The sequence below is a fragment of the Haloferula sargassicola genome (assembly GCF_040362925.1).
In the GTDB taxonomy this organism is placed as follows: domain Bacteria; phylum Verrucomicrobiota; class Verrucomicrobiia; order Verrucomicrobiales; family Akkermansiaceae; genus Haloferula; species Haloferula sargassicola.
Map to the genome: position 1 here is coordinate 358,239 of NZ_BAABRI010000001.1, position 24,677 is coordinate 382,915.

The 24,677-nt window shown below is 64.0% G+C and carries 26 protein-coding genes; 11 read left to right on the top strand and 15 right to left on the bottom strand.

Features of this window, described 5'->3' with window-relative positions; genetic code table 11:
* Window positions 1-2: 2 nt before the first annotated feature.
* Both ABXH26_RS01465 and sufT read right to left on the bottom strand, forming a co-directional pair.
* Window positions 3-2,909, bottom strand: a complete 2,907-nt coding sequence (locus ABXH26_RS01465; RefSeq protein ID WP_353565247.1) for a hypothetical protein — start codon at window positions 2,907-2,909, stop codon at window positions 3-5.
* A gap of 396 nt (window positions 2,910-3,305) precedes the next feature.
* Window positions 3,306-3,851 (bottom strand): putative Fe-S cluster assembly protein SufT, encoded by a 546-nt coding sequence (sufT, locus tag ABXH26_RS01470; protein ID WP_353565248.1) that lies wholly within the window; start codon window positions 3,849-3,851, stop codon window positions 3,306-3,308.
* A 74-nt stretch (window positions 3,852-3,925) separates the two neighbouring features.
* Between sufT and ABXH26_RS01475 the strand changes: the two genes are divergently transcribed.
* Window positions 3,926-5,494 carry a translocation/assembly module TamB domain-containing protein gene (locus ABXH26_RS01475; RefSeq protein ID WP_353565249.1) on the top strand — a complete coding sequence of 523 codons (1,569 nt, stop codon included), beginning with the start codon at window positions 3,926-3,928 and terminating at the stop codon, window positions 5,492-5,494.
* Window positions 5,495-6,579: 1,085 nt separating this feature from the next.
* Here the strand turns inward: ABXH26_RS01475 and ABXH26_RS01480 are convergent.
* A complete protein-coding gene (locus ABXH26_RS01480; protein WP_353565250.1) occupies window positions 6,580-7,179 on the bottom strand; it encodes a hypothetical protein in 600 nt (199 codons plus the stop codon).
* A gap of 51 nt (window positions 7,180-7,230) precedes the next feature.
* Here ABXH26_RS01480 and ABXH26_RS01485 point away from each other — a divergent pair, with 51 nt between their 5' ends.
* A complete protein-coding gene (locus ABXH26_RS01485) occupies window positions 7,231-7,695 on the top strand; it encodes an NUDIX domain-containing protein (RefSeq protein ID WP_353565251.1) in 465 nt (154 codons plus the stop codon).
* 345 nt (window positions 7,696-8,040) lie between these two features.
* Here the strand turns inward: ABXH26_RS01485 and ABXH26_RS01490 are convergent, their stop codons facing one another.
* Window positions 8,041-8,610, bottom strand: coding sequence for a pseudouridine synthase (locus ABXH26_RS01490; protein ID WP_353565252.1), 570 nt, complete (start codon window positions 8,608-8,610; stop codon window positions 8,041-8,043).
* An 89-nt stretch (window positions 8,611-8,699) separates the two neighbouring features.
* Between ABXH26_RS01490 and ABXH26_RS01495 the strand changes: the two genes are divergently transcribed.
* The 3 genes from ABXH26_RS01495 (at window position 8,700) to ABXH26_RS01505 (ending at window position 9,893) form a co-directional block, all read left to right on the top strand.
* On the top strand, window positions 8,700-8,981 hold the full coding sequence (locus ABXH26_RS01495) for a DUF134 domain-containing protein (RefSeq protein WP_353565253.1): 282 nt from the start codon (window positions 8,700-8,702) through the stop codon (window positions 8,979-8,981).
* A 69-nt stretch (window positions 8,982-9,050) separates the two neighbouring features.
* Window positions 9,051-9,491 carry a PaaI family thioesterase gene (locus ABXH26_RS01500; protein ID WP_353565254.1) on the top strand — a complete coding sequence of 147 codons (441 nt, stop codon included), beginning with the start codon at window positions 9,051-9,053 and terminating at the stop codon, window positions 9,489-9,491.
* Window positions 9,492-9,500: 9 nt separating this feature from the next.
* Window positions 9,501-9,893 carry a NifB/NifX family molybdenum-iron cluster-binding protein gene (locus tag ABXH26_RS01505; RefSeq protein WP_353565255.1) on the top strand — a complete coding sequence of 131 codons (393 nt, stop codon included), beginning with the start codon at window positions 9,501-9,503 and terminating at the stop codon, window positions 9,891-9,893.
* A 22-nt stretch (window positions 9,894-9,915) separates the two neighbouring features.
* Here the strand turns inward: ABXH26_RS01505 and ffh are convergent, their stop codons facing one another.
* A complete protein-coding gene (gene ffh, locus ABXH26_RS01510; RefSeq protein ID WP_353565256.1) occupies window positions 9,916-11,400 on the bottom strand; it encodes a signal recognition particle protein in 1,485 nt (494 codons plus the stop codon).
* Window positions 11,401-11,437: 37 nt separating this feature from the next.
* Window positions 11,438-12,652 (bottom strand): polysaccharide deacetylase family protein, encoded by a 1,215-nt coding sequence (locus ABXH26_RS01515; protein ID WP_353565257.1) that lies wholly within the window; start codon window positions 12,650-12,652, stop codon window positions 11,438-11,440.
* 46 nt (window positions 12,653-12,698) lie between these two features.
* Here ABXH26_RS01515 and ABXH26_RS01520 point away from each other — a divergent pair, with 46 nt between their 5' ends.
* The 3 genes from ABXH26_RS01520 to ABXH26_RS01530 all read left to right on the top strand — a co-directional run bounded on the left by ABXH26_RS01520 (window position 12,699) and on the right by ABXH26_RS01530 (window position 15,983).
* Window positions 12,699-13,268: a TPM domain-containing protein gene (locus ABXH26_RS01520; protein WP_353565258.1), complete on the top strand. Its 570-nt coding sequence runs from the start codon at window positions 12,699-12,701 to the stop codon at window positions 13,266-13,268.
* Window positions 13,265-14,137 (top strand): hypothetical protein, encoded by an 873-nt coding sequence (locus tag ABXH26_RS01525; RefSeq protein ID WP_353565259.1) that lies wholly within the window; start codon window positions 13,265-13,267, stop codon window positions 14,135-14,137. Before ABXH26_RS01520 ends, ABXH26_RS01525 begins: the two co-directional genes overlap by 4 nt.
* Before the next feature lie 211 nt (window positions 14,138-14,348).
* Window positions 14,349-15,983, top strand: coding sequence for an NAD+ synthase (locus tag ABXH26_RS01530; protein WP_353565260.1), 1,635 nt, complete (start codon window positions 14,349-14,351; stop codon window positions 15,981-15,983).
* Window positions 15,984-15,997: 14 nt separating this feature from the next.
* On the opposite strand, the gene ABXH26_RS01535 is transcribed toward ABXH26_RS01530, so the two are convergent.
* The 7 genes from ABXH26_RS01535 to ABXH26_RS01565 all read right to left on the bottom strand — a co-directional run bounded on the left by ABXH26_RS01535 (window position 15,998) and on the right by ABXH26_RS01565 (window position 20,661).
* Complete coding sequence (locus tag ABXH26_RS01535) at window positions 15,998-16,408, bottom strand: DUF3293 domain-containing protein (RefSeq protein WP_353565261.1); 411 nt, start codon at window positions 16,406-16,408, stop codon at window positions 15,998-16,000.
* The gene (locus ABXH26_RS01540; RefSeq protein ID WP_353565262.1) at window positions 16,405-17,397 is read right to left on the bottom strand and encodes an aldo/keto reductase; all 993 of its coding nucleotides are present in this window, start codon (window positions 17,395-17,397) and stop codon (window positions 16,405-16,407) included. The genes ABXH26_RS01535 and ABXH26_RS01540 overlap by 4 nt, the downstream gene beginning before the upstream one ends.
* Window positions 17,398-17,405: 8 nt before the next feature.
* Window positions 17,406-17,660: a type II toxin-antitoxin system RelE family toxin gene (locus ABXH26_RS01545; RefSeq protein WP_353565263.1), complete on the bottom strand. Its 255-nt coding sequence runs from the start codon at window positions 17,658-17,660 to the stop codon at window positions 17,406-17,408.
* A complete protein-coding gene (locus ABXH26_RS01550) occupies window positions 17,657-17,854 on the bottom strand; it encodes a hypothetical protein (RefSeq protein WP_353565264.1) in 198 nt (65 codons plus the stop codon). The genes ABXH26_RS01545 and ABXH26_RS01550 overlap by 4 nt, the downstream gene beginning before the upstream one ends.
* 44 nt (window positions 17,855-17,898) lie before the next feature.
* A complete protein-coding gene (locus tag ABXH26_RS01555) occupies window positions 17,899-19,149 on the bottom strand; it encodes a M48 family metallopeptidase (protein WP_353565265.1) in 1,251 nt (416 codons plus the stop codon).
* A 378-nt stretch (window positions 19,150-19,527) separates the two neighbouring features.
* Window positions 19,528-19,959 carry a VOC family protein gene (locus ABXH26_RS01560; protein ID WP_353565266.1) on the bottom strand — a complete coding sequence of 144 codons (432 nt, stop codon included), beginning with the start codon at window positions 19,957-19,959 and terminating at the stop codon, window positions 19,528-19,530.
* A gap of 69 nt (window positions 19,960-20,028) precedes the next feature.
* The gene (locus ABXH26_RS01565; RefSeq protein WP_353565267.1) at window positions 20,029-20,661 is read right to left on the bottom strand and encodes a GNAT family N-acetyltransferase; all 633 of its coding nucleotides are present in this window, start codon (window positions 20,659-20,661) and stop codon (window positions 20,029-20,031) included.
* A 117-nt stretch (window positions 20,662-20,778) separates the two neighbouring features.
* Between ABXH26_RS01565 and ABXH26_RS01570 the strand changes: the two genes are divergently transcribed.
* Entirely contained in the window at window positions 20,779-21,078 is a 300-nt protein-coding gene (locus tag ABXH26_RS01570) for a group II intron maturase-specific domain-containing protein (protein WP_353565268.1), read from the top strand.
* Window positions 21,079-21,093: 15 nt separating this feature from the next.
* Window positions 21,094-21,351: a hypothetical protein gene (locus ABXH26_RS01575; RefSeq protein ID WP_353565269.1), complete on the top strand. Its 258-nt coding sequence runs from the start codon at window positions 21,094-21,096 to the stop codon at window positions 21,349-21,351.
* Window positions 21,352-22,524: 1,173 nt separating this feature from the next.
* Here the strand turns inward: ABXH26_RS01575 and ABXH26_RS01580 are convergent.
* Both ABXH26_RS01580 and ABXH26_RS01585 read right to left on the bottom strand, forming a co-directional pair.
* Window positions 22,525-22,788 (bottom strand): hypothetical protein, encoded by a 264-nt coding sequence (locus tag ABXH26_RS01580; RefSeq protein ID WP_353565270.1) that lies wholly within the window; start codon window positions 22,786-22,788, stop codon window positions 22,525-22,527.
* A 235-nt stretch (window positions 22,789-23,023) separates the two neighbouring features.
* The gene (locus ABXH26_RS01585; protein ID WP_353565271.1) at window positions 23,024-23,578 is read right to left on the bottom strand and encodes a DUF6714 family protein; all 555 of its coding nucleotides are present in this window, start codon (window positions 23,576-23,578) and stop codon (window positions 23,024-23,026) included.
* Between the two features lie 155 nt (window positions 23,579-23,733).
* Between ABXH26_RS01585 and ABXH26_RS01590 the strand changes: the two genes are divergently transcribed.
* Window positions 23,734-24,345, top strand: coding sequence for a hypothetical protein (locus tag ABXH26_RS01590; RefSeq protein WP_353565272.1), 612 nt, complete (start codon window positions 23,734-23,736; stop codon window positions 24,343-24,345).
* The last annotated feature ends 332 nt before the right edge of the window (window positions 24,346-24,677 follow it).

Genomic DNA, 24,677 nt, shown 5'->3' on the forward strand with positions numbered 1-24,677 from the left:
GGTCATTCGGTGAAGGGGGTGGAATCGGCGGCGAGCTCCGCCACGTCCTGGCGGGTCAAGACCGTGAAAAGGATGTGGGGGAGGTAGAGTTGGTCGGATTCGAGGAACTTGGCGAATTCGCGGAAGGCGGGGAATTCGCCATCCTCCTTGTCGCTCAAAGGTGTCGATTTGCCGTTCTTGAGGCTCCAGGCGATGAAATTGTTGGAGTTGCCGATCGTGACCGCCACGAAGGCCTCGGCGTCCGACTCCGTGACCTCGGGACGGTTGGCCATGAAGTGGAGCCATTGCTTGTCTTCGGGGCGCATGGCCTCGGCCTGCAGGCCGAGGGGGGATTTGTCGGGTCCGGCGACGAGCTGGAGGCCGGACCACTCGGTGGCGTGGCCGAGCAGATCGATGGCGATTTTTTCGATCGATCCGGCATCCAGGACCAGGCCGGGTTCGATGCCGAGCGCTTCGATCACCCCATCGGCAACGTCCGGATGATCCTCGCTTTTTTCCGCGACGACGGTGGTGACGGTGTGGCGGGAGTCGAGCAGCGAACGGGGCGGTGTGTCATCGCCTTCGAACCCCCCCACCCATTCGAGCCAGGCCACCCTCTCGTCTTCGGACAAGGCGTAGACCCTTTGCCGCAGGTCGAGGGGGGATCGGGCCTCATCGGCGATTCCGGCGATCTCCTTTTTCCGCTCGTCGGAAACATGGGCCGCCGAGGCGAAATCCGGCAGTTCCCCGCCGGCGAAGCGTGCCTTGGCGCGGGTGAGGACGATCCCGCTGACGGACCGGTCCCCCAAGGAAGCCTGCGCGTTGACCTGCTTCGACGTGTCCGGGTTGTGGACGAATTCGAGGACGAGCGCGGCCGCCGTGGAGGTGCGACGGCATCCGTAGTAATTCAGCCATGACGTCTTGACGTCCGGGGGCAGCTCGGAATCGTCGGCAAGCAAGGGCTTCCATGAGGCGGCCAGCGTGTCGGGAAGGAGCGGTGGATCGACCGCGCCATGGCGGGAAAGGTGATACATCAGTGCCTGCAGCAGCCTGGCCCGCGGCTTGGGTTCCACTTCGGACGCCGCCTCGGCGAAGGGCGCGAGGAGATCCTGGCTGGGAATGGAATCGATGGCGGCGGAAAGTTCGGACCAGGCCTTGTCCTCATCGGGATTCTTGATCACGCCGGTGAGCAGGTCGGAGACGGAGGCGGCGCCCACCAGCACGCCCAGCTTCTTGATCGCCCCGTCCGCGCCGCCCATCCGGCGGATTTGCCATGAGCTTGGATGGTCGCTCAGTTCCTCCTCGGACAGCCCGCCCAGCTCCGCCTCCAGCTTGGCCGCAAAGCGGTCGAAGAACTTCCGCCCCTCGGCCTTGCGGCGGGTCAGGTAGGTGGTCGCGGCTTCAAGCACCTCCAGCGGATCGCCCTCCAGAGCGAGCGATTCGAAACGCGCCGCCGCTTCGGACGTGTCTGTGGAGGCCAGGAAACCCAAGGCCTGAAGACGTTGCGAGTCACTGCCTTCCGCCACATAGGTGGAGCATAGTTCGACGAGGGAGTCATTCCGGTGCGACGTCCAGAAATCGACCGCTGCTTTTCTCAGGGTCTGCCGCGGCAAATCGTTGGAAGCGAAGTCTTCGTTGGGATCCGGGATCACCGGCGCCAGAAGAAGCCGGGCGACCTCGCCGCGTGACATCGGCCTCGTCATTTCCGCGTAAGCGCGCTGGACCCGCTCGGCGAGGCTGTCCGAGGAGCTGTAATAGGTCGAACGCGAACCCGGATTCCGGAGGCAGGTCAGGGTCTCGTCGTCCGAGACCGCGGCGAGCAGGATCACCGCATCCATCTTGAAAGCAGTCACTTTTCCGATCGGGTCGGTCGCCTTCGATGGATCATCGCCGGGCGAGGCCAGGAGCCAGTTGCCTTCGGGATTCCGCAACGACCCACCTTCCCGCATCGAACGGAGAATCCGACTCCGGAGCTGCGGGGGATAGCCGCTGAGGTCCACGCCCTCCGGAAGAGTCATGGGTTCCGCCGGTGGGCTCATCCAGACGTCGATCGCCTGCCGCGCGGCGGAGGAAAGTTCCAGGTCCGGCAGCTCCGGCGCGGGGATGGGCTTCTCCGCGGCCCGATCACCGGTCGGGCCGGCCAGCCTCGCCACCGCGAGGCGGTTTTCCCAGCCCCGGGGAAAGGTGGCGAGCAGGTTTTCAAGGCCTTGGTGGTAGGCCTGCCAATCGTAGTCATCGAAAAAAGCTTCGGCCAACGCCTCGTAGCGGGAGTCGGCGATGTGGGATACGGCGGCGTCGATCAGCGGCGTGGGCTCCGGAGCACAGGAAAAAAGCAGCCGTGCGAGCTTGGCGGCATCGTCCGGCCGACCCGCGGCGTGAACCTGCGCGGCGAAAACCAGCAGGCGCCCCGGCAGCTCGGGCCGGCCATATTCCAAGCAATCCCGCAGGTCTTCCAAGGCACCCTCGTCCCCGAGGCTCTTGAGCAGAGCGGTCATGTCGGACTCCAGCAAGGACTCCCGTTTCCTGGGGGGCACGGCGGCGGTCCTGTCGTGCGGATGCTGTTGGCGGTAGCGATCCAGCATGGTGCCCAGCGCGGAGGCGAGCTTGCCGGGTTTTTCGGGCGAATCGTCCTCCTTTTCGTCCGGCTGCGGATGGCTGGTGATCCCGCCGAGGTCCAGCAAACGGCCGTCGGCAGTTTTCCAGAGCTCGCCGCGGAGATGAGCACCGAGTTCGCTGAAAGGGTAGTCCTTGGTATAACTTTCCTCCTGCCAATCCTTGGGAGCCTTGATCCATTCCGCCCCGGAAGTGTCCGGAACGCCCAACTCGAACAAGCGGCGGAAGGCGGGAGAGAAGTCACCGTTCTCGGCGCCCGTCGCGCCGGCTACCGTGGCCCAAAGGACCAGCGGGAGCACCCTTGCTGACTTCACCATGCCTCGTTACCTATCCGGCCGAGAGCGAGGGGCAAAGATTGTTCTGATGAAAAAACCTCGTCGGCATGCACGTCGGCTGGGTGGTGCCCCGCCGGGCGCTGAGCTTCGGCTGCATCCGCGTCCCGAAGGACGTCCAACCGTTGATCTTCGAAAAATGCCGCCTCGGCACCAAGGTCGAGGTGGTTTCGCCTCCGATGAACGAGGCGTCGACGCCCGACCTTGCTGAAAAGGGTGGGGACGCCCGCCCTCCGGCGTCCGCCGCCTGTTGGAGGGGCCGGCGCCGCGGGACCACTCGCGGTCGAGCGGGGGCGCTCGACCCTACCCCTTTAGCGGGTTCGCATCGGGATCTCAGCGTCGCGACCGCAAAGGAGGCCAGTCGAATCGGACGGCCCGAAGTCAGATCATCCCGAGCTTCATTTTCCCTTCCTCGGAAATCATGTCCTGATTCCAGGCGGGGTCCCAGACGAGTTCGACCTTGGCGTCATCGACGCCTTCGATGGTCATGATTTTCGACTGGGCGTCGGCGGCGATCACGGGGCCCATGCCGCAGCCGGGGGCGGTGAGGGTCATCTTGATGCCGACCACGGTCTTGCCTTCCTCGTCCGCCACCGTGCAGTCGTAGACGAGGCCGAGGTTGACGATGTCGACCGGGATTTCCGGGTCGTAGACGCTCTTGAGCTGGGCCCAGACCTGGTCCTCGACCGGAGCGTCCTTGAGGTGCTCGGCTTCCTCCCGCTTGTGCTTTTCGGCCTCGAGATCGATGCCCATGGCATCGGCATCGGTCGAGGAAATGCGGGCCAGGCCGGCGGAGGTGGCGACGGTGAAGGTGCCGCCGAGCCGCTGGGTGATGTAGACGGGCGTGCCGGCCGGGAGCGTGATGGTATCGCCGCTGGGGATCTGGATGGCATCGACCTCGCGCTGGAGCGTGATTTCCTCTTGCATGGGGCGACTCTAGGCATCGACGGGCCGGGTGCAAGCGGCTTGCGGTGGAGGGGAAAGGGTCCATGCTGCGGAAGATGAGTCGAAGGGCGAGACGACGGGCGGGCAAGGCCGCGGGCAATCCCTCGTGGCTGCGGGTGATCCTGACCCTCGGGGCGGTGGCGCTGGTGGGCATGCTCGGCGCGTGGGTGGGGCTCCGCCAATGGCTGCACAGCGATGATTTCCGCCACATGCTGGAGGCGGAGACGGGCAAGGGCATGAAGGCGGAGGCGACCTTCGGGGCCTTTCAGTGGGACGGCACGCTGGTGCGCACGCCCTCGTTCACCGCCGAGGGGAAAGAGACGCTGCGCCGGGTGGAGGCGGACAACCTGTCGCTCGACATCGGACTGGGAAAAGTCCGCGAGGGCGTCGTGCAGCTGCGCGATGGCCGGATCGGACGGCTGCTGGTGGAGGTGGATCCGGGTGCCGGGGAGCCGGCGCCCGCGCAGCCGCCGGAGGGCGGGGTGCCGAGGGAAAAGCCGGCCAAGTGGTATGACGCCTTCACCCCGGACGAGGTGGAGCTGACGGGGCTCGAGATCGGCGAATCGGCGCTGACGGTGGATCTGAAGGAAGGGCCGTTTTCGGTCGCGGGAGCCCGCTGGTCGATCCGGCCGGGTCAGGCGAAGGGAGCCTACGAGGCGATCGGGACCGGCGGGGTCGTCCGTTTCCCATGGGACAAGCTGCCGCCGCTGCGGATGGAGCAGACCCGCCTGCGGTATCAACAGGATCGGGTGTATCTGAGCGAGGCGTTGTTCCGGCTCTACGACCGGGCACAGCTGCGGCTCACCGGCGAGGCGGCGCTGGACGGGGGCGGCTATGCCTTCGATGGCATCCTTCAGGACGTGGACCTGGCGCAGGTGCTGCCGGAGGACTGGAAACGGAAGCTCGAGGGCGAGCTCGATGCCACCTTCAGCGTGCGCACGGAGGGCGAAGATCCGGTAGTGAAGGGGCACGTGGATGTGCAACGGGGCGTGCTGACGGGACTGCCGGTGCTCGATGCCCTGGGCGCCTACGGCGGAAATCCGCGCTTCCGGCGCCTGGCGCTGTCCGAGGCCTCGGCGGATTTTCTGCGCAAGGATGGCAGCCTGTGGCTCAGCAACCTGGTGCTGGCCAGCGAGGGGCTGATGCGGGTCGAGGGCGAGGTGGGGATCGGTCCAAGCAAGGAGCTGGACGGCCGGATCCGGCTGGGGCTCACGCCGGGCACGCTGGCCATGATCCCGGGTGCGGAAACAAAGGTATTTCTCCCGGGCGAGCGGGGCCTGCTGTGGACGACCGTGCGCTTGTCGGGCACCACGGAGGATCCCGATGAGGACCTGACCGCGCGCCTCATCGCGGCGGCGGGGCTGCGGATGTTCGAGGTCCTGCCGGAGACCGGTGAGCAGGTGTTGAAGTTCACGCGGCGCGCCGTTTCGCCGGAAACGTTGCGGGAGCTGGCCGAGCATCCGGAGATGATCCGGCAGGGCAGCGATCTCATCGAGCAGACCCGGAAGGCTCTCGATGGCGACGGTGACCCGATCGAGGAAGCGACCAAGATCCTGCGGGATGGAAAAGACCTGTTGGATGTCGGGAAGTCGCTCTTCGAGAGCATCCACGGCGGCGGTCAGTAAAGGCGCGGGAACGGGGCGGCGGGCATCGACCGCCGGGCAGGAGGGGTGAAGCGGTGTTTCGACTGGAGAACCGCTGAGTTCCCGGCAGCGCGACTCCGCAGGGGGCCCTACTTTGCGAGCTCTCAAAAACCCCACGAAATAAAGGGTGCGAAAAGGGGCGGCGGGCATCGACCGCCGGGCAGGGGGGTGAAGCGGTGTTTCGATTTAAGAACCGCTGAGTTCCCGGCAGCGCGATTTCGCAGGGGGCTCAACCTTCAGAGCACTCCAATCGCCCGCGAGAACTGCGATCGGTCGCCACCCAGCCCGGCGGTCGATGCCCGCCGCCCCTGCGGCTTGCCGCGGTCTTTCGACTGGGGAACCGCTGAGTTCCCGGCAGCGCAATTTCGCAGGGGGCCCTACTTTGCGAGCTCTCAAAACCCCACGAAATAAAGGGTGCGAAAAGGGGCGGCGGGCATCGACCGCCGGGCAGGGGGGTGAAGCGGTGTTTCGACTGGAGAACCGCGGAGTTCCCGGCAGCGCGCCTCCGCAGGGTGCTCAACCTCCAGAGCACTCCAATCGACCGCGAGAACTGCAATGGAACGCCACCCAGCCCGGCGGTCGATGCCCGCCGCCCCTGTGGCTTGCAGCGGTCTTCCGACGGGGGAGCCGCTGAGTTCCCGGCAGCGCGACTCCGCAGGGTGCTCAACCTCCAGAGCACTCCAATCGACCGCGAGAACTGCGATGGAACGCCATCCAGCCCGGCGGTCGATGCCCGCCGCCCCTGTGGCTTGCAGCGGTCTTCCGACGGGGGAGCCGCTGAGTTCCCGGCAGCGCGACTCCGCAGGGTGCTCAACCTCCAGAGCACTCCAATCGCCCGCGAGAACTGCGATCGGTCGCCACCCAGCCCGGCGGTCGATGCCCGCTGCCCCTGCGGCTTGCCGCGGTCTTTCGACGGGAGAACCGCGGAGTTCCCGGCAGTCCGACTCCGTAGGGTGCTCAACCTCCAGAGCACTCCAATCGACCGCGAGAACTGCGATGGGCCGCCACCCAGCCCGGCGGTCGATGCCCGCCGCCCCATCACCGATGACCGCCGTCTCCTTTTCGACTCATTGAATGGTGAGCTTGCGGCCCTTGCCGGATTTCCAGGCGCGGACGGCGCTCTTGAACAGCGCATCAAGGTCGGCACGGTCGAGGATGCGGTACTCGATCATGCCCGCATGGGTGGTGGTCGGATAGGTCTTCTGCGCCATGTTGTGGGCGTCGATGCCGACCTTTCCCGCGGCACGATCGATCAACTCGCGCCCCCGCTGGGCGGCCCGCGTGACCCCGCCGCTGGAGGTCGCCTCGGCCAAGGGCTGAATGAAATAGAACCGCGCGATGGCCCGGCCGTTGGTGTCGATGTTCACCTCGTTGACGATCAGGTTTCCATCGAGCAAATACTCCTGCATGCTGATCGAGGAAATCCGGTCGAGTGCCACCAGGTAGGTTCCGCCGGGGAGGGAGGCCTCCCAAAAACCCCGGTCGTTGAGGTCGTCGGTGACGTTCTCGTTTTCCGGGGCCTGGTCCTCTTCTCCCTGGTTTTGGCCGTTCGGTTGCTGGGCGAGGACGGGTAGCGCGAGGAAGGCCAGAAGCAGCAGAAAAGGCAGGCGTTTCATCCGGGCAATCAACAACACCCCCGGGAAAAACACCAGAGTGGGGACAGGCATTTCGGAAAACTTAAATATTGAAGCAGGCCTTTTGTGACGTATTCGTAAGACATGGTTCGATTCCGCCCCAATGTCGCCGGTCTGATGGTTCGTCCGCAGGGCGATCTGTTGATCTGCGAACGCTGGCAGATTCCGGGCGCATGGCAGTTTCCGCAGGGGGGCGTGGATGCCGGTGAAGGTCTGGAGGAGGCGTTGAAGCGGGAGATCCGCGAGGAAATCGGGCTGCGGCCGCGGGATTACCAGATCCTCAACTCGTCGGGGGGCTACTGCTATCTTTACCCCGAGGAAGTCCGGGGGAAAAAGGTCAAGAAGCACGGCTGCCAAGGACAGGAGCAGACTTATTTCCTCTGCGAGCTCGTCCCCGGCGCGCCGGAGATCGATACCAACCAGAAGCCGCGCGAGTTCGGCCGCCACCGGTGGATCTGGCCCGATGAGTTCGACCTGGACTGGCTGCCTGAGTTCAAACGCGAGGTCTACCGAAAGGTGATGCAGGATTTCTTCGCGGTGAAGCTGTAAGAGGTCCGCCGGGTCTCCGCCACCGCCTGCGGCAGCAATTCTAGAACGAGAGGGGAAACCAGGGCATACCCCGAATCCACGGGAGAAATGAGGGAACTCTGCGACGGAGGCTGGGCGCTCTCGATACCGATCTGCTGAACTTCCGTGTTTTCCGGGGCTCGACCTGGTCCATGCCGGTTGTCCCTGGCGTGGAGTCTTTGGTTCGCGGCCGCATGACGACAAGGGCTCCCGTTCCCACGATCAGCACTGCGGCCACCAACACGGGCGTCCATGATTTCATGGTGATGGATGGTTCGAATAGGGCATCGAGAGTCAATGCCGAAGCTTATTGCCACCTGCCTCGGTTCATGCTGCTCCGACATGTCGCCGGTCCGTGGGTGTTAATTCTCTCCATGATCCAGCGGCAAGGTCGCCGAGTTCGAGCTGGCCGATGGCCACGCGGACGAGGCGCAGGGTCGGGTGGCCGGCGGCGGCGGTCATGCGTCGGACCTGGCGATTTTTTCCCTCGGTGAGGGTGAGGGAAATCCAGCGATCCGGGATTTCCCGGCGGACCCGGATCGGGGGATCACGCGGGGGGACGTCGGGCTGGGGATCGAGCAACTCGGCGCGGGCCGGGGCGCAGCGATGGCCTTGGACGACGATCGAACCGTTGGAGAGCTTTTCCAAGGCGGCAGGGGAAGGAAGGCCTTCAACTTGGGCGAGGTAGGTCTTCGGCTGCTTCGAGCGCGGGTTGAGGAGGCGGTCGACCAGCGGCTTTTCGTCGCTGAGCAGGAGCAGCCCTTCGGAGTCGCGGTCGAGGCGGCCGATGGGCCAGACGTTTTCCGGGAAACCGAACTCGGCGAGCGTCCGCTGGCCGGGATGGTCGGGCGTGAACTGGCTGAGGACGTCGTGGGGCTTGTGGAAGGCGAGGAGCATCGGCCGGGACGGAGCGTGAAGCGATGAGGGGGCCGGGGCAATGAGGATTGGGTTCGTGTCGAGGGCGGCGACGATGCTAGCGTCTGCTCATGCCGCGCCCGATCTGCCCGCGGGTGGTTTCCGGATCGCCGGCCGCCACCTATTTCAAACCCGCCGGTATCCCGCTCCGTGAACTGCGGGAAAACCAACTGACCCTCGACCAGTTCGAGGCGCTGCGGCTGGCAGATCTTGAAGGGCTGGGCCAGGAAGAAGCGGCAGGGCGGATGGGGATTTCCCGCCAAACTTTCGGCCGCATCATCAAGCAGGCAAGGGTGGCGGTCGCCCGCAGCGTGGTGCGGGGCGAGGCCCTGCGCATCGACCGCGGCGCCTGAACGGGCGCGCTGACACAGTTGCCCTCATGGCGGGATTGCCAGCCGCCGTAATGAGCATATGCTCAAAACATGGAAGCGGAGCGCAACCGGAGGAGGAAGTCTTCGATTCATGAATCTTGTTTCGCCTGTGGCCCTCTTTCCACGATCGGACTGCAGGCAAGCTTCCGCGCGCATGGGCCCGGCCGGGTAATGGGCCGCTGGCACCCCGAGGCGAAGTGGGCGGGCTATGCCGGGATCCTGCATGGAGGCCTGGTGGCGACCCTGCTGGACGCCGCCATGGTACACGCCCTGTTTTCATTGGGGTGCCACGGCCTCACGGCTGACATGAAAATCCGCTTTCTACGGCAAGTCCGCATTGATGCGCCGGTGGAGGTGGAAGGGTGGCAGGAGCGGGCGAAGGCAGGGCTGCACCGGATGGAGTCGAGCCTCCGCCAAGATGGCTACCTGTGTGCCCAAGGGTCGGCGAGTTTCATGGAATACGACGCCACCCATTTCGACCCGCGAAACTGAATCTCCATCATGAATCCAACCCCTCCAACCCTGAAAAAAACCGCCGTGGCCACCGAACTCGGTCGGCTTTCCGCCCACTTCGGCCGCACCGACGTGTTTGCCGTTTTCACGGAAACCTCGCTGCCCTTCGATCATCCGGTTTACCGCGTGAACACCCGCCCGGAAGATCCGGAAGGGTCTCATCATGAGGACCATCACCGTGCCGTGGCCGAGCTGCTGGGCGATTGCTCGATCGTGATCTGCGGCGGCATCGGCGACCGTGCGGCCAACATGTTGAAGGCGGCCGGCATCCGGGTGCTGGTCTCCACCCGTGAGGGCTCGGCCGAGGAAATCTACCGGGACTTCCGTGAGGGGAAGCTGCCGGTAGGGAAGGTCCACCGCTGCTGCTGTTCGGGGCACTGATGCACGCCTCCAAGGCGCGGGACTAGCGCCGCTTCTTGCCGCCCATGCCCTTGAGCAGGCTGTCGATGTCGCCCAGGTCTCCGAGGTCGCCGAGCTGGCTCATGTCGGGCATGCCGCCGCCCTTGCCGAGCCCGGGAAATCCTCCCATGCCGGGGAAACCGCCCTTGCCGGGCTTTCCGCCGCCCATGCCGGGCATGCCGCCCATCATTTTCTTCATCTTGTTCGGCGAGCGCATCATCTTGCGCATTTCGCCGAACTGCTTGAGCAGGCGGTTGACCTCGATGACGTCCACGCCCGAGCCGGCGGCGATGCGGCGGCGGCGGGAGGCCTTGATGATTTCCGGACGGCGACGCTCGTCGGGCGTCATGGAAAGTACGATGGCTTCCGTACGTTTCATGCGCTTCGGATCGAAGGCGGCGTCGGGCAGCTGCTTCTTGATCTTGTTGAAGCCGGGCATCAGCGCCATCAGGCCCTTCATGTCGCCCAGCTTGCCGATCATCTTCATCTGGTCGAGGAAGTCGTAAAAGTCGAACTGGCCCGTGGACAGGCGCTCGATCGACTTCATGGCGTCCTTCTCGTCGATGCGGGCGGCGACCTGCTCGACCATGCCGACCACGTCGCCCATGCCGAGAATGCGGTCGGCCATGCGGTCGGGGTGGAACTCGAACAGCTGGTCGAGCTTCTCGCCTTCGCCGACGTACTTGATCGGCTTGCCGGTGACGGCGCGCATCGACAGCGCGGCACCGCCGCGGGCATCGGAGTCGAGCTTGGTGAGGATGATGCCGGTGATGGAGACGGCTTCGTCGAAATGCCGGGCGACCGAGACCGCGCCCTGGCCGGTGGCGGCATCGGCGACGAGCAGGGTTTCCCCGGGGGATAGGAAGGCGTGGAGCCGCTTGAGTTCCTCGACCAGGCGCTCGTCGATCTCCTGGCGGCCGGCGGTGTCGAAAATGACGACATCGTGCGGCTGGGTCGCGGCCCATGCGAGGGCGTCGGTGGCGACCTTGACGACGTCCGTTTCCGAGGCATCGGGCGTGTAAACGGGCACCTCGACCTGGCTGGCGACGGTGGCCAGCTGGTCGATGGCGGCCGGGCGGTAGAGGTCGCAGGCGACGAGTAACGGCCGGCGGCCCTCGCGCTTGAGGCGGCCGGCGAGCTTGCCGGCGGTGGTGGTCTTGCCCGCGCCGTTCAGGCCGCAGAGGAGGATGCGGGCCTCGCCTTCGAGTTCGAGCGGGACCTGGTCGCCGCCGAGCAGCTCGGCCAGCTCGTCGTGGAAGATCTTGACGATCTGCTCGCCGGGTTTGACCGACTTGAGCACCTCGGCGCCCATGGCCTGCTCCTTGACGTGCTCGATGAAGGTCTTGGCGACGGTGAACTCGACGTCGGCCTCAAGCAGCGCGAGGCGGATTTCGCGGAGCGCGTCGGCGATGTTTTTTTCGGAGATTTTCCCGACCCCGCGGAGGTTGCGGAAGGTCTTGTCGAGCGAATCGGAAAGCGCGGAAAACATGAAGGCGGAATGGAATGAAGGGTTGAAGGAGGGCGGCTCAGTTCAGCGGCATGTAGGAGCCTTCGGGATCGAGGCGGAAGGTCCAGCGCAGCGGTTCCTCGACCGCCTTGCCCGCCTTGTTCTTCCAGGAAACCAGCACCTGGCAGGTCTCCGCGCGCAGGGGACGGTTGATCTTCCACTGCAGCTTGCCGGCCTCCGCATCGAAGGTGGCGGGAACCTGGCCGAAGCCGGCGACCTTCATGGTCAGGGATTTCGGGTCGAGGTCCTGGACCCCGGCGAGGTTGGCGGAAAGCACGGGCGTGCGGTTTTCGATCATCGCCCCCGGCTCCGGAGTCACCGGATAGGGCAGCGGCTGGGACGAGAGCAGCGGCGAGGAAGCCCCCGCGCCAAAGCGCACGGCGAGGTCGAAGATGTGATCGTGGGTGCCGAGCACGACGTAGCGGGGGAGCTGGAGGTCGTCGCTGTCGCGCGTGACCTTGTCGGGGATCACGGTGAAGAGGTGCCGGTAGCCGAGCTCGTGGGCGATCGGATACATCTCCTGGGTGTGATAGCCGCCGGGATAGGCGAAGGTGGTCACCGGCTGGTGGAACTTCGATTCGAGGTATTCCTTCGACTCGCCGAACTCGGTACGAAGGAATTTCTCGTAGGCCGCCGGACCCTCGCGGAAGTGCTTTTTCACAGTGGCCGGGTAGGGGTGGGAAACGGAGTGCGATCCGATGGAGGCGCCGTGCTGCTGCATCTCCTCGATCATCGCCGAGGTTAGTGCCTTGCCGCCGCCATCGATGTAGTTCTTGTAAAGGAACAGGGTGAACGGGTAGCCGAACTCCTTCAGGATCGGGTAGGCATCGGTGTAAACAGCCTTCCAGCCGTCATCGATGGTGATCACCGCGCACTGCTTCGGGATTTTCTTTTCGCCGCGGCGCCAGGCCTCGAAATCCTGCATGGCGATGACCGGGATGCCCAGGTCCTGAAGGGCCTGCATCTGCTCGCGGAACTTCGAGGTGCGGATGAGCATCTCGGTCTGAGGCTCCGTTTCCGAGAAATCGTGATAGCCGAGAACCGCCACGCGCACGCCGTCATCGCCGGCCGGCAGCGGCACGGCGACGAGCATCCGGGTGGCAAGGAGCAGGAAAAGGGCGACGCGGAACATGGCGCGGATAGGATGCGCGACGCCGGGCATTTCCGAAAGCGGGAATTTCAGGGCCGTGGAGAAGGTTTTCCCGGTCCGCGGCGCGAAAATCGATCCCTTCATTTGACCGGGCGTTAGAGCGGGGGATAGCTTCAGGGGCGAAGATTTCATGAAGTGTCCACGCTGCGTCCAGGTCATCCATCGGGGGGCGGAGGTCTGTCCTCACTGCGCCTTCTCCTTGTCGGCGGCCGATGAGCTTTACGGGACCGAGGGGCCGGAAATCGAGCGCCTCGACGACAAGGCAGGCCTGATGACGAGGCATGCGCACGATCACGTGCAGCGGGCGATCGATCACTTCGAGCGGAAGTTCCCGCAGCTCTGGTTCGCTGTGCACACCGGCCGCCCGCCGCGGGGGGGCGATCTGCGGCAGCACGGCTTCTGGCTGCTCAACCGGGCCAACTTCACGGATTTGCAAACCGGACGATCCCGCGAGGGCGGCGTCCTGTTGGTGATCGATCCCGATGCCCGGCAGGCCGGCATGACCTGGGGCTACCGGCTGGACGGCCATCTCGGCGAGGACGATACCTTCCTGGCGCTGAGCCGCGCGCACGCCTACTGGGTGGAGGAGCACTACGCGGACGGCATCGTGAGGGTGATCCAGGAACTCACCCGCGTGCTGATCAAGCGGGCCCGGCGGGCCAAGCGCCTCGGGCGCCGGCGGAAAGGAGGTGCGGCATGAAATGGCTTTGGCTTTGCGGGTTGTTGGCGGCGTTGCCGGTCTCCGGACAGGAGCAGATCGAGTCGGCCGAGGGCGGCAGCAAGCCGGTTCCCGGCGGAGTGCTGGAGCAGTATTTCGCCGATCCGCCCAGCGGGTTCCTGATGGACCCGCAGAATCTCCTGCCCGCCGATGAACGGAAGGAACGGGAGAAATTCCTGCGCTACCACTCGGAGGACTCGCAGATCGATTTCTATCTCCTGCTTTTTGAGGGCGACCAGCAGCTGCCGGAAGGCGTGCGCATCGAGGAACTGGGCGAGCGGTTCTCATCGGCGGAAAAACCGGCGCTCATCGCGTTGTATTTCCTCGGCGAGCCAAAGCGGGCGCTGGTCGAGTTCAGCCCCGACCTGAAGGGAAAAGTCAGCCCGGCCGATGCCAATCGGATCCTGGTCCAATCCGTCCGGGCGGCGGAGGAGAAAGGCAATTCCTACGACCAGCTGGAGGCTTTCTGCGTCCAGATGGCGATCCGCATTTACTGGGTGGAGCAATCGGTGGGGCTTGCCGCCGCTCCTCCGTCCGAGCAGCCGCCGCCCGCGAAACCCAAGGATGTTCCGCCTCCCGAGCAGGTGCCCGATTGGCGATCGGCTCTGCAGAAAATGTCCGGCGAGGTGGGGGTGCCGGCGGTGGTGCTGGTGCTGGCCGTGTTCGCCGGGCTGATCGCGCGCTGGCTGATCCGGCGGCGGGAAGTGCATACCTTCCCCGTGATCCCCTGTGAAAGCCGCCTCGGAGGCGGGCACGGAGCCGGGATTGGCTCGGTGGTCACCTTCGGCAGCGCCTCGGTTTCCCCGACCACCCAGCGAGAGCAGACGCGCGATCCGCTGGGCGGCATCTGAGGTGGGGCGCAAGCCTCCGGCTTGCGAGGAGAGTTCGCCGCCTCCGGCTGGCGGCTCAGGAAGACCCCGGCTCGCTGCGCCAGCGACGCGCTCCGAGTTCCTGAAATTCCGCGTTCTCAGGGAACCTCCGGTCCGATCCTATTTCCCGCCCGCCCCGGCATTTAGTCATTGTCCAAAACCAACTGCGGCGTGTGGGATGCCGCGTCCCCGCATGAAGATCGGTATCGCCCAAATCAACGCCATCGTCGGCGACTTTCCCGGCAACGCCAAGCGGCTCCTCGCGGCCTACCGCGCCTGTCTCGACCAAGGCGCCGAGCTGGTGGTCAGCCCGGAGATGAGCCTCGTCGGCTATCCGCCGCGCGACCTGGTGCTGAAGAGCGCCTTCGTGCCGAAATGCCTGCAGGCCCTCGATTACCTGGCAGGGGAGATCGGCGAAGTGCCGCTGCTGGTCGGCTACATCGATTTCAACGACCCCGAGGACCGCGGCCAGGACCTGCGCAATTCCGCCGCCTTCCTTCACGAAGGCGCGGTGCGGGAAAAGCGCTGGAAGACGCTCCTGCCGACCTACGATGTGTTCGACGAGTGGCGCTATTTCGAGCCCTCGGAAAACAGCGAGCCGATCGAGTGGAACGGCCTGCGCCTCGGCGTGACGATCTGCGAGGACATCTGGACCGATGCCTACCTGCTGCGCCCGCTCTACGACCGGGAGCCGGTCGATGAGCTGGTGGAGAAGGGCATCGACCTGCTGCTCAACCTCTCCGCCTCGCCCTACCACTGCGGCAAGCCGGCGGTGCGGCGGAAGATGATCGCCGAGGTCTGCGACGGTGCGAAGGTGCCGCTGGTTTACTGCAACAGCATCGGCGCGAACGACCAGCTCGTCTTCGATGGCAACTCGCTGGTCGCGATGCCCGGCAAGGGGATCGTGTTCGAGGGGCCGGCCTTCGAGGAGGCGACCGTTGTGGTGGATCTCGAAAATACGGCATCCACCGTAGATCCGCCCGCCTGTGATGCGGAGGACCTGTGGAAGGCGCTCGTGCTCGGCTTGCGCGACTACGCGGGAAAGACCGGGTTTTCCTCGGTCTGCCTCGGCCTGAGCGGCGGGATCGACTCCGCCCTGACCGCCGCGGTGGCGGCCGAGGCGCTGGGCTCGGAAAACGTCCACGGCCTGACCATGCCGAGCCCGTACTCCTCCGGTGGCAGCGTCGTCGACTCCTTCGCGCTCGCGGCCAACCTCGGGATCCGCTGCGACGAGATCGGGATCTCGGACATCTTCTGCGAGGTGAAATCGACGATGGCTCCCTTGTTCGAGGGCCAGGCCTCGGACGTGACCGAGGAGAACATGCAGGCGCGGATCCGCGGCGTGCTCCTGATGGCGCTCTCCAACAAGTTCGGGCACCTGCTGCTCACCACCGGCAACAAGAGCGAGCTGGCGGTTGGCTACTGCACGATCTACGGCGACATGTGCGGCGGCCTGGCGGTGATCTCCGACCTGCCGAAGACCAAGGTTTACGAAGTCTGCCGCTGGCTCAACCGCGAGCGCGAAGTGATCCCGTGGAACACCATCGACAAGCCGCCGAGCGCCGAGCTGCGGCCGGATCAGAAGGACCAGGACACGCTGCCGGAATACGAGGTCCTCGACGCCATCCTCGAGATGTATGTCGAGAAGCAGCTGTCGGTGGACGACATCGTCGCCGCCGGCCACGACGAGACGCTCGTCCGCTGGATCCAGCGCCGCGTGGACCTCAACGAGTGGAAACGCCAGCAAGCCGCCCCGGGTATCCGCGTGACCTCGAAGGCCTTCGGCATCGGCCGCCGGATGCCGATCGTGCAGAGGTTCGTGGGCTGATTGGAACGCGAGCTTCAGCTCGCATCTTCCGGCGGCGGGCTGAAGCTCGCGTTCCACACGCCGACCCGTTCGGAGTGGTGTTCCCTACAGCTCACGAGGTGGAGGTCACCGTGCTCGATCCACCAGATCGCGCGTTGCTTGTAGCGGCGGGCGATGGCGAGGGCGGTGTCGCGGTCGGAGCGGACGGCCCAGCCGGGTTCGGCGTGGGAGCCGTCGGGTGACGAGCAGGTGACCCGGACATGCGCCAGGAGCCTTCTTTCCAGCAAGCGGCGGAGGCGGTGGTCGGCGGCGCGGTTCATGCGCCCGCTCCAGCGCCGATCCATGGGGTTGTGGGCGGTGACGATGGCGAACGCCGGCCAGTCGGGTGCTCCGTTTTCCCAGGAAAAACGGCAGTCGTAGTAGCCGGCGGGGAAACGCCCGGTCATGCGGGGCTGATTTCGTCGATGCGGGCGAGGAGGGCCTTGTCGAGTTCGGGAGCCTGGAGGGCGGCGAGGGAGTCGTCGAGCTGGGCGACGGTGCGGGCTCCGATGAGGGCGGAGACGACCGGTCTTTTCGCGAGGACCCAGCGCAGGGCGAGGTGGTGGAGCGGCATGCCGGCTTCCTTGGCCAGGCCGTCGAGGGCGATGAGTTTCTGGTGTTGTTCCTCGACCTGGTTGGTTTGGAGAAACCCCTCGGCGCGGGCGGCGCGGGAGCCTTCCGGGATGCCGTCGGTGTACTTGCCGGTGAGCATGCCTTGGGCGAGCGGGCTGAAGACGATGGAGCCGATGCCCTTCTCGTCGAGCCAGTCGTGGATGCCTTTGCTTTCGGGCCAGCGGTTGAGGATGGAGTAGGGGGGCTGGTAGATCAGGCAGCGGACGCCCATGTCCTTGAGGAGGGCGACGGCGCGCTTGAGTTTCTTGGGCGGGTATTTCGAGAGGCCGGCGTAGAGCGCCTTGCCCTGTTGGACCGCGGTGGCGAGGGCACCCATGGTTTCCTCAAGGGGGGTGTCCGGATCCGGACGGTGGGAGTAAAAGATATCGACGTAGTCGAGGCGCAGGCGGCGAAGCGACTGGTCGAGGGAGGAGAAGAGGTGCTTGCGCGAGCCCCATTCGCCGTAGGGCCCCTGCCACATGTCGTGGCCGGCTTTGGAGGAAATCACCAGCTCGTCGCGATGGCAGGCGAAGTCCTCGGCAAGGTAGCGGCCGACGTTTTCCTCGGCGCTGCCGTAGGGCGGGCCGTAGTTGTTGGCGAGGTCGAAGTGGGTGATGCCGCGGTCGAAGGCTCGGCGCAGGATGGCGCGAGCTTCGTGCTGGTCGTCGGCGTGGCCGAAGTTGTGCCAGCAGCCGAGGGAAATCTCGGGAAGAAGCAGTCCGGACTTCCCGCAGCGGCGGTAGGGCATGCGGCCATCGTAGCGGTGGGGATCGGCGGTGAACATGGTGGTTGTCAGGAAAGAAGTTTGTCGTAGTCGGCGTGGCTGCCAATCCAGAACCAGACGATCGCGTCGTCCTCCTGGACGGCCAAGGCGCGATACTTGATGCCGGCGTGGACGGACCAGAAGCGGCCGACCTTTTTGAAATGAAGCGAAGGGTGGTAGGGATCGTTCTTGAGGAGTTCGAAATTGGCGTCGGCGATGGTCCGAACTTTCTCGGGCAGACGATCGTAGGCTTGCCAGAATCGGGGAGTCGTGAGGTGTTTCATCGCTCGCGGACGTTTCCGGAACGAAGGTCGGCAAGAGCTTCGGTGGCCAGGTCGTCGAGGCGCCCGGTGGCGGCATCCATCTCGATGGTAGCATCCCAGCGAGCGGCCTCGTAGTGCGTGAACCACTCGCGAAAGGCGGACAGCTCTTCCGGGTTGAGCCGCTCGATGGCGACCTCGATTTCTTTCACGCTCATGGTGCGAGGCTAGGGTTGGGAACGCGCAGGGTCAATTTCGCCGGTCACAGCGTCCTAAGCGCGGCGATGCGGACGAGGACCGGCGGGTGCGAGTGATCGAGGAAGACGCGGGCAGGGTGGGGGGTGAGATTGGAGAGGTTTTTGACGGAAAGCTTCTTCAGCGCGGAGATGAGCGACTCGGGCTTGCCGGTGACCTTGGCGGCATAGGCATCGGCCTCGAACTCGTGCTTGCGCGACCAGACATTGCCCAGGACGCCGAGGATGCGGCTGACGGGGGTGAAGAGGATGGCGAAAAGCACGAGGCCGACGTGCGGGGAGATCTCGGCGACGAAGAAGGCATCGAAGAGCCCGCGGGCGAAGGCGGAGCCGGGATCGATGACTTTTCCCAAAAGGAAGAACAGCACGGCGGTCTGGACGATGGCCATGCCGATGCGTTGGAGGATGTGGCGGCACTTGAAGTGGCCGATCTCGTGGGCGAGCACGCCGACGAGTTCGTCGGTGGTCTGCTCCTCGACGAGGGTGTCGTAGAGGGCGATCTTCTTCGTTTTCCCGAAGCCGGTGAAGTAGGCGTTGGCCTTGGTCGATCGCTTGGAGCCGTCCATGACCGAGATTTCACCGAGGGGGAAGCCGCACTGGTCGGCCATGGTCTCGATCTCGCGGCGGGTTTCGCCGTCTTCCATCGGCTCGAATTTGTTGAAGAGCGGCAGGATGAGCGAGGGTGCGAGCCAGGTGAGCAGCAGCTGGACGGTGGTGAAAAGAAGCCACGCCCACAGCCACGCATTCGGCACGCTGCGGAAAATCCACAGGACACCGGCCAGGAGCGGCAGGCCGAGGATGGTGGCGAGGAGGAGGCCCTTGATTTCATCGGCGATGAAGAGCTTCGGTGTCATTCGGTTGAAGCCGAAGCGTTCCTCGATGACGAAGGTCGAGTAGATGGAGAGCGGCAGGTGGATGAGGTGGTTGGCGAGGAAAAGGATGCCGAGGAAAGCGAGGCCGGCCGGGATGCCGTCGCCGAGCCAGCCGCGGCAGAACTGGTCGAGCCAGCCGAAGCCGCCCGCGAGCCAGAAGACGAGGAGGGCGAAGAGGGAGACGAGCGATTCGATGATCCCGAAGCGGGCGCTGGCGCGGGTGTAGTCGAGCGACTTGGCGTGCTCGGCGGGGTCGAGGATGCCCTCGAACTCGGCCGGCACCTCGGGCCTGAGGGCGCGGAGGTTGAGCAGGGTGACCACGAAATCGAGGTTCCAGAGCAGCAGCAGGATGATGAGGATGGCGAGGCCGAGCGGGTTCAATTCCATGTCGTGCCGCCAGCATGCACCGCCCGGCGTTCGCTGCAAGGGTGGGGAAGACCCGGCCGGGATTTGGGAGATTGGCGGGCGGAGGAAGAAGCCGGATCATGGGATCGCCGCGGGATCGCCGCGGATTTCGCAGAGGGACGCAGACAAGGGGTTCAGGACCACTTCAACTACGACAAGCGTTCTCGATGCGCTCGACTTCGGCTATAGCTTCACGGGTGAGCATATTTCTGAAGCGAATGTCATAGCACACCAACCGCCTGACGGCGGCCGCGCGTGGACTGGGGGTTGAGAGTTGTAATCACGGGAAAAATTCGACTCGGAGCGGGTCAGGCGGTTGGGTGCTGCGACTGTAGCCTTCTTCATTCCTTGACGTATGGCTCAGGACTTCCGTCCGAGTTCTTCGGCGATCCCGATCAAAATGCCCTCTGGTCCACGAATGTAACAGAGCCGGTAAATGCCTTCGTAGTCGACGACTTCATCGACCACCGTCGCACCAAGCTTGCTTAGTCGCGCGAGAGTGTCGTCGATGTCTCCGACGGTGAACATGACGCGCAGGTATCCCAATGAGTTCACAGGTGCGGTGCGGTGATCGGACGCGATAGCTGGAGCTTCAAAGCGCGAAAGTTCGAGGCGGCTGTGGCCGTCGGGAGTGCGCATCATCGCGGCCTCAACGCGCTGATCACGCACTCCGGTGACGCGACCAGACCATTCTCCTTCGATGCGCATTCGACCTTCAAGAGCCAGACCGAGTTCAGTGAAGAACGAAATGGCAGCATCGAGGTCTTCGACTACGATGCCCACATTGTGCATTAGCGGCAGTGGAGAGATTGTCACAAGTCGTGGATTTGTTTCTAGGCAACGTCCGAGGCCTGGCACCCGCTACCGGGAGCCCCCCTCCGATTTTGGTTGAGGTTTGTCGCCACCCTCCGAATCCGAACGGGTAGCGGATTGTGGTGAGCCTTGTTCGCCTTTTTGGATTATGGAGTATACCCGCGTATTGCGGAGATTACCATGCAAGTTCCGACGGTCGTTCCGGATGGTGCCTTCAAGCTCGAAACCGGCTCGTTCGGCCAAACGCCAACTTGCTGTGTTGAGGTCGTCTGTCGTCAGGAAAACGCGGGAGGCCCCCAGATAGTCGAGCGCATGGCGACTCAGCGACCTTACGCCCTCGGTGATCAATCCTCTCCCGCAAAAGGAGGTCCTCCCCCAGTAACCAACTTCGAATCGGCCGAGTTCCCAATCCACATCGTGAAGCCCGCTTCCTCCGATCAGGGAACCGCAATCCTTGGTGAAGAAGAAGACCATCAAATCTTCATTAAGATGGAATCGCCCGTAGGCTCTCCTGCACGACTCCTCGGATTCCTCGATGGTGGGCGGAGGTGTCACCCACGCCAACCAAGGAGACAGATGATCTAGAGACTCGGTAATTGCCTGATTGAAGAGCTTCCCATCTCCCGGACGTGCAACTCGAATAATGAGCCGCTCGCTTTCGATCTGTTCAGGGAGATGCATTGGGAATCTATGGTGAACGTCAGAGGACACCCAGCCCCGCTGCTGGAGCCGATGCCCGATTCAGGGTGGCAGATCCGAACCCACCCTCAAGCTCCAACTCGAAGCGGGCAGGGGGGGGTGCTCGCGAGCGTCACGCGGTGGATCTCGCGGCGACTGAGGCTGACGGTCAACGAAGCCAAGAGCAAAGTGGTTCCGCTCGCTGAAGCGTCGTTCCTTGGGTTTCGCATCCTGGGCGAGAAGGTCCGCTGGACGGATCGGAGCCGGGAGAAGCTCAAGGAGCGGGTCCGGGTCATCACCAAGCGCACGCGGGGCGTCGCCCCGCAGCGGGTGATGGAGGACCTGCAACGCTACCTGCGCGGGGCGGTCAACTACTACGCCCTTGGTATTCCTTATCATGAAATCGTCGAACTGGATTGATGGCTGCGGAGGCGGGTGAGGCTCTACCACTGGAAACAGTGGGGCAGGCCGCGCACGCGCCGGCGGAAGCTTCTCGCGCTCGGCATCGGCCGGGACGAGGTGCATATGGCCAGCCGCAGCCGGAAAGGCCATTGGAGGGTGAGCCGCAACAGCATCGTGCATCGGGCGATGACCGACGTGTGGTTGCACGACCAAGAGGTTCCCGACCTCGTGAAGCAATGGGAAAGCATTCGCTATCCTGACGGTCCGAAAGACACCGTCGGGACGGCATGACGCATTGGAACCGCCGTGCTACGGATCCGTATGGCCGGTGGTGTGGGGGGCGGGGGTTAGAATCCCCCGCCTACCCGATTCGGCTTGCTTGTTTGCGCCTAACCGTCGTGGCTGCGACTCTTGAAGCTCGGATGACAAGAAGTTCCTTGGTGCGGTAAATGGGACCAGCTCAGGCCGACCAATCGTGCGATTGATAATCAAAAGGGTCAGCATGTAGGCCAAAACACCAAATATCGCGCCGCCTGGCGTGGGATCGATCAACTGAAAGAGGGCGTAAGCAACCAGGAATGAGCCTATTCGGGCTAGCACTGTGGATCGAGGCCGAATGGGCTGGACCTGCAAGACGGCACCGCATCGGTGGCACCCTTCAGGCCGGGCTGCTGGCTCCTCTGCCCAGCGAGACAATCGAATCTCCAATCTCGCCTCACATGACGGGCACTCACCGATGAGGACTTTCTTCATTTTCTGCCGAACGTTAGAGCGGTGGCGCGGTGGCGCGGCGGTGTCGAGGATCCAGAGCGAAGCGAACTAGCAACGTCATGGGCCACCCAGCCCCGCTACCGGAGCGCCATCCCGATTCAGGATACAAGCCACTCACCCATCCTCAAGCTCCGACTCGCGGCGGGTAGCGGGGTTGGGCGACGCCTTGTTCGCCGTCTTTATTCTATCCCGCCCGCCAAGCCATCAAGAATACGATCGAGGGGGCAAGTAGCAGCAGAAACCATCCAGCCCACCGCAAAAACACAGGATGGGATCTCTCATCAATCAATCTACCCCTGCCCCAAAGAACACCTGTATAGGAGGCCATCGAATCCGGACACCAAATGCAGGCGAGCGGAAGCAAGAAATACGCAGCAGTTTTGAATGCCTGGCCCAATCCCTGGTTGTGCAGTGCGAGTGTGACCCAGAGCCCGTAGACTACTCCAGAAGCGATCCGATGGCCCCGCTGACTTGGATCGACTGCGTAGTCTCCTTCAAGTTTCATTTCGGAATTGTTTTTGGCATTGAGGTAGGGACGCCGGTCATCCGGCGCCCCTCGCAGATCCCGGCGTGCGGAGTTACCGCACCGGGCTCCTCGGATGGACGCGCTTCGATTCCGCGACGCCGTTGGTTGCTGTTTCTGACTTCATCGTTTACTCATGCTCTCCCGGCTTGTCGAGCCTCCCGCCAGCTTCAGGGCCATGGGGTTTCCAAGATCTTCGGCCGCGGCATCTTCCACCGCTCCCACGCTTCGGCAAACTCCGCCCAGGTGAAACTGCGTCGCTGGCTGCGGCGGTTCCACCATTTGAAGGCCAAGCGCCGGACGTGATGCAGCAGTTGCCACAAACGCACCGAATTCCCGATCACTCCGAAGTCGTTCCAGTGCCCTTGCAGCTTGCGGGACAGCGTGACGACCTGGTCGCGCAGCGGCACGCTGCGCGAGGCCTTCAGCCCCATCCATGGGACGTGACGGGCACGTCCTCCGGGATTTTGTTGTTCACGCGGTTTCTGCCGCGACATTTCCATGAGTTAGCTGACTTCATCGCAACACTCGGTAATGACTACCGGCTAGGTTTTGTCATATCTGGACTCTCACCAGATCAGAAGCGCCTCGCTTCGCTCGGCGCACAACGTCGAAGTGGCGGCACCCGCTACCGGGAGCGCCAGTTTGACTCAGGGTAAAGGGTTCTAATCACGATTCAATCTCCGAATCGCGGCGGGGTAGCGGGTTGTCCACCCACGCCTGTTCGCCTTGTTTGATCTTCGAACGGACTTCAGAGCGCGCCTCTCGTGCGACTTTCGCGTCGATGTAGTCGCCATCGGTATCCTCGCTCAAAAGATAGTCCAAGAATGCCTCACAGGCTCGCCACTGTGGCATCGTAAACCGCGCAAATCGACGATCGTAGCGTTCAGAGAGATTCTTGTCTTCTCGGTTGGGAGCGAGCTGGTAAATCGTCCAATCAACCAGACGAGAATCTGTGTCGCGAAAGTTCCGAATAACCCATCGCATTGCCGCGGGGAGGTAGTAGGGCACGCCATCGGCCGCTAAATGACTAAGTCCATCGACACACCGCAAGAGATGCTCTTCGGGGACATCCTGCCAGCGCCCAACATGATCTCGCTGCCTATGCATGCCGTCATTGTCGTAGTCGTAATTGTCGTGTTCCTCCGCCACATGCAACGTCAGCTTTTCGGGGCGCTCGACCCCGTCGAAAGCCAGTTCAATTGTGCTGAGCGGAGTCTCCATTTCTGGCGAGACCCTATGGCTGCGACTTGAAGCAATCGGGCGCCTCCGGGGTGGGTTGAAGGTTGGAAAGGAGGTGTCGTGGCTGGTTCAATCCGTGGGCTATCGCCCCGACACGAGGTCGCGGCGACCTATCCAACATCAATCGATCGCTACGAATGAAAACGAACTCAGACACGACCCGCACACTCTACCTCGGACGCGACGTCCATAAAGAACAAACGGTCATCGCGATCCTGGAGGCCTCCCGCGAGGCGGGACCCCGTCTCTATGGATCGGTCACCACCTCCCCGCACGCGCTGGAGCGCGCCCTGCGCCGCATCGCCAAACAGCAAGGCCGCAAGCTCTCCGACCTCCACGTCTGTTACGAGGCCAGCGGCTGCGGCTTCTGGATTGCCCGCAGGCTCCGGCAGATGGGCGTGCGTTGCGAGGTCATCGCCCCCTCGCTCATCCCCACGCGCTCCGGCGATCGCGTGAAAACCGACAAGCGGGATGCACAGACGCGGATTGAAACCGCAAGAGCGATAGCCACACCGCCCGCCCAACCCGCCTGGGCCCGTTCAACAACCGATAACTTCGGGGCTACCGCCCGAAGCTATCTTCGGGGTTCGCCTTGTCTTATTCGTAGCCATGGGGAGGCACTTCCTGCTCTGGAAACTTGCGTGCATATTCATCGCTCGACTCCCACCGCGGCCACCGTCGATCCGATGCAATCAAACGATCGACGCGGAAGAGCGAAATTCGCCGAGCATTCGGTTCCTCGAGAGTGAATGACCCATTCTGGGGTCGGTAGTCGAGTCCGTCGGCGAATGGGCTTCCGAGGGCAGAATCTGAGCCACCCCATGGAGCCAAGAGTGAACCGTAATCACGCGGGCCATCTGGATCACTCTCATGGTTTGCCTCTGCTGCGAGGAAGTGGATCGCCACAAAGTGTGCTTCGCGCTCACGCCGATCTGCCCGCAACCGCTGCTCCCACTGAGCTGGCCCCCAAAGTCCGGCCACTGAGTGGCTAAACTAAGCTATGGTGGAGCGGGTCGGCAGAGAGGTAGGATTGGATTGGATTCTCAAGCAAGGGTGGAGTGGCGAGGGCCCCGAAATGGGG